Source organism: Novipirellula sp. (genome assembly GCF_041583735.1).
Taxonomy (GTDB): domain Bacteria; phylum Planctomycetota; class Planctomycetia; order Pirellulales; family Pirellulaceae; genus Novipirellula.
In genome coordinates, this window is the sequence record NZ_JBFHFD010000918.1 from 1 (window position 1) to 2,518 (window position 2,518).

Sequence of the window (2,518 nt, forward strand, 5' to 3'; positions counted from 1 at the left end):
ACGGGTGATGTAAACCGCACGCAAGCCCGCATGATAAACATAAAGTCTGGTTTTCGCACGGGGCAAAGTGGGGGTTTCAAATCGTGCAGGGCAAATCAGCCCCAAGCATTTCTCGCCCGCTCGCAGAACTGAGTAATCCGCAAGGCCGATTTTTGGCCCCGCGGCGACTCGACTCCGCTGGCGACGTCAACGCGGCGAGCGCCCGAGACTCGGATCGCCTCCGCCACGTTTTCGGGCTGCAAACCACCCGCTAAAACCCAGCGGACGGGGGCGAATTGCTCGGACCAGTCGCGAAGACTGTCCCAGTCCAGCGATCGACCCATCCCTCCGTGAGCCGATCCCGCGTCCGCATCCAGCAATACGTGGCAACCCGCTTCGGTCCAAGGACGGACGCGATCCTCGATCTCACGTGCGGTCAATTTGTGCCCAGGAATTTTCACCGCTCGTATCAGCGGTAGCCCTAGTTCGACCCAGCCAGCGATATCGGTAACCAATTCGTCACCATGCAGCTGGATCGCATCGAGGCCTACCGTGTCGATCACCTCCCGAATCAGGTCCGCCGGTTTGTTGACGAATACACCGACTCGGTACAGCCCGCATCGGCCCGCGTATGCGGAAAGTTCGCTCGTGGTGGATGACGCGGGATCGAGGTAGCGGACGCTGGGGGGAAAGAAATTCAGCCCCACCGCGTCGCCCCCTGCTTGCGAGACCGCATCGATGTCCGCCTTGAGACGAATTCCGCAAATTTTTATGTGAAACACAGAAAGCCAACATCGATCCGGAACAAATGACTGGGCCAGCCCAGGTCGACTGACCGATAGATACTACACCGCAACTCGTTCGTTTTGGAAGGTTGGCGACACGCTTTGGAGATGGGAATGCAGAGAACGACGCTTCGGCGTGTCGCAGGCCGCGATCTGGTGTTGGTAGCGATTTCCTCGTTTGTCCTTGCGATTCATTGGCTGCCGGTCTGGCTGCCCGTCGCCGCGAAAACAGAATCGTTCGCCAACTCGACGCTCCCTGTCGCCATGCAAGTTGCTGGCAAACCGGTTGCTGGCAAATCGGTTCCTGCTGCCATCACCCCGGTCTCGGCCGACGAGGCTGTCGCTCGCTGGCAATCCGAAGTCACTCAGTTCTATGCAACGCAGTCGCAAGCCAAGGTATCGCCAGAGGCGGGAAATGCCGCCGCGGACATCCCAAGCAAGTCAGACGATGCAAACGAGATTGCACAGACCTCCTTCGTCACCACGGCGGCGGAGGATGCCACTGAACCAGCCGCAACTGACCCACCGTTGCAAAGTCTCTCTTCGGCGCCGGCTCTGCCGGTGAATTCGGGACATTCCGCGAGACTGGCTGGCGAGACGCCGTTTCGATCGCAGTCGGTTGTTTTTGCCTTCCTGGTCACCACGATCGTATCGCTCTTGTTTGCCGCTTGGTGTGTGGCATTCCCCACGCGTCCCATCTCGCCCGTGATGTGGGCAAGTCGATCCGAGGCCGGTGACGCTGTGGATGCAAGTCAATCGCTTCCGATTGGCGTGGATGCGAACTGGTTTACGGTCACCCAGCCGATCCTGGTGCGAACAAGACAGATCTGCTTTGCCGCGTTGGTGATGGCGGCGATGCTCGTCTGCATCGCGTAGGTTCTGTGTTGCGTCGAGACTGCCGCGTCGAGACGGTGTCACTCCGCTTTGGGGTGACGAATTGGAAAAGAGGAAATTGACGCTTTTCCATGGTCTTGTCATCGATCGATTGGCATGAATCGTTGTTTAGCCCACGCGTGCTCTAAGCACGCTGCTAGACCAATCCCGTCAAGCTGCCATCGCCACAATAATCGGGGTTGCCAAAGCTTTCGGCGGGGTGACCCATCGCTTCAGCTATGCTCATCAGCAAACGGTTGTGAGGCACACGGTCAAACTTCAGTGCTCGGCCGGTATCAAACCCGAGTCCACCGCCGACCATCACAAACGGGATGTTATCGCGTGTGTGCGAATTGCCTTTGCCCAGTTCGTTGGTCCACACGATGGTCGTATTGTCCAGCAGCGAACCACTGCCATCCGGCTCGGGGGTTTCCGCCAATCGTTTGGCGAGGAAGGCGACTTGTTCGGCGTACCAAGTGTTGATTTTGATCAGCTTTTCGTAAGCGGTTTCGTTCTTGTCCGGTTCGTGCGACAAGCCGTGATGGCCTTCGTCGATGCCCAACCAACGCATCCTCGCATTGCCGACGCTGTTGGTGATTTGATAGGTCGCCACGCGAGCAAAATCGGCTGCAAAGCTGTTGACCAGCAGTTCGATTTGCATTTTGGCAATTTGTGGCATGTTGTCGTTTTCGGTCTCGACATTGGCAGGCATATCGGGAATGGCATGACCGACGTCGGCGTTCTTTTTTGATTGCTCGAGTTCGGTTTGCAGTTCCTTTTCCACCGAGCGAACCATCGCGACGTGTTCTTCGAGGATCCGCCGATCTTCGCTGCTGATCATCTTTTCCACTCGGCGGAAATCTTCGCTCAAATCGTCAAGC

Annotated in this window: 3 protein-coding genes; 1 reads left to right on the forward strand and 2 read right to left on the reverse strand. The window is 57.5% G+C overall.

Annotation, left to right across the window (positions count from 1 at the left end; translation table 11 throughout):
* Positions 1-95: 95 nt before the first annotated feature.
* Positions 96-761, reverse strand: coding sequence for a phosphoribosylanthranilate isomerase (locus ABX962_RS34555; RefSeq protein WP_372726206.1), 666 nt, complete (start codon positions 759-761; stop codon positions 96-98).
* A gap of 117 nt (positions 762-878) precedes the next feature.
* Here ABX962_RS34555 and ABX962_RS34560 point away from each other — a divergent pair, with 117 nt between their 5' ends.
* Positions 879-1,640: a hypothetical protein gene (locus tag ABX962_RS34560; protein ID WP_372726207.1), complete on the forward strand. Its 762-nt coding sequence runs from the start codon at positions 879-881 to the stop codon at positions 1,638-1,640.
* A 154-nt stretch (positions 1,641-1,794) separates the two neighbouring features.
* On the opposite strand, the gene ABX962_RS34565 is transcribed toward ABX962_RS34560, so the two are convergent.
* On the reverse strand, positions 1,795-2,518 hold a 724-nt coding region (locus tag ABX962_RS34565), incomplete at its 5' end, for a DUF1552 domain-containing protein (protein ID WP_372726208.1).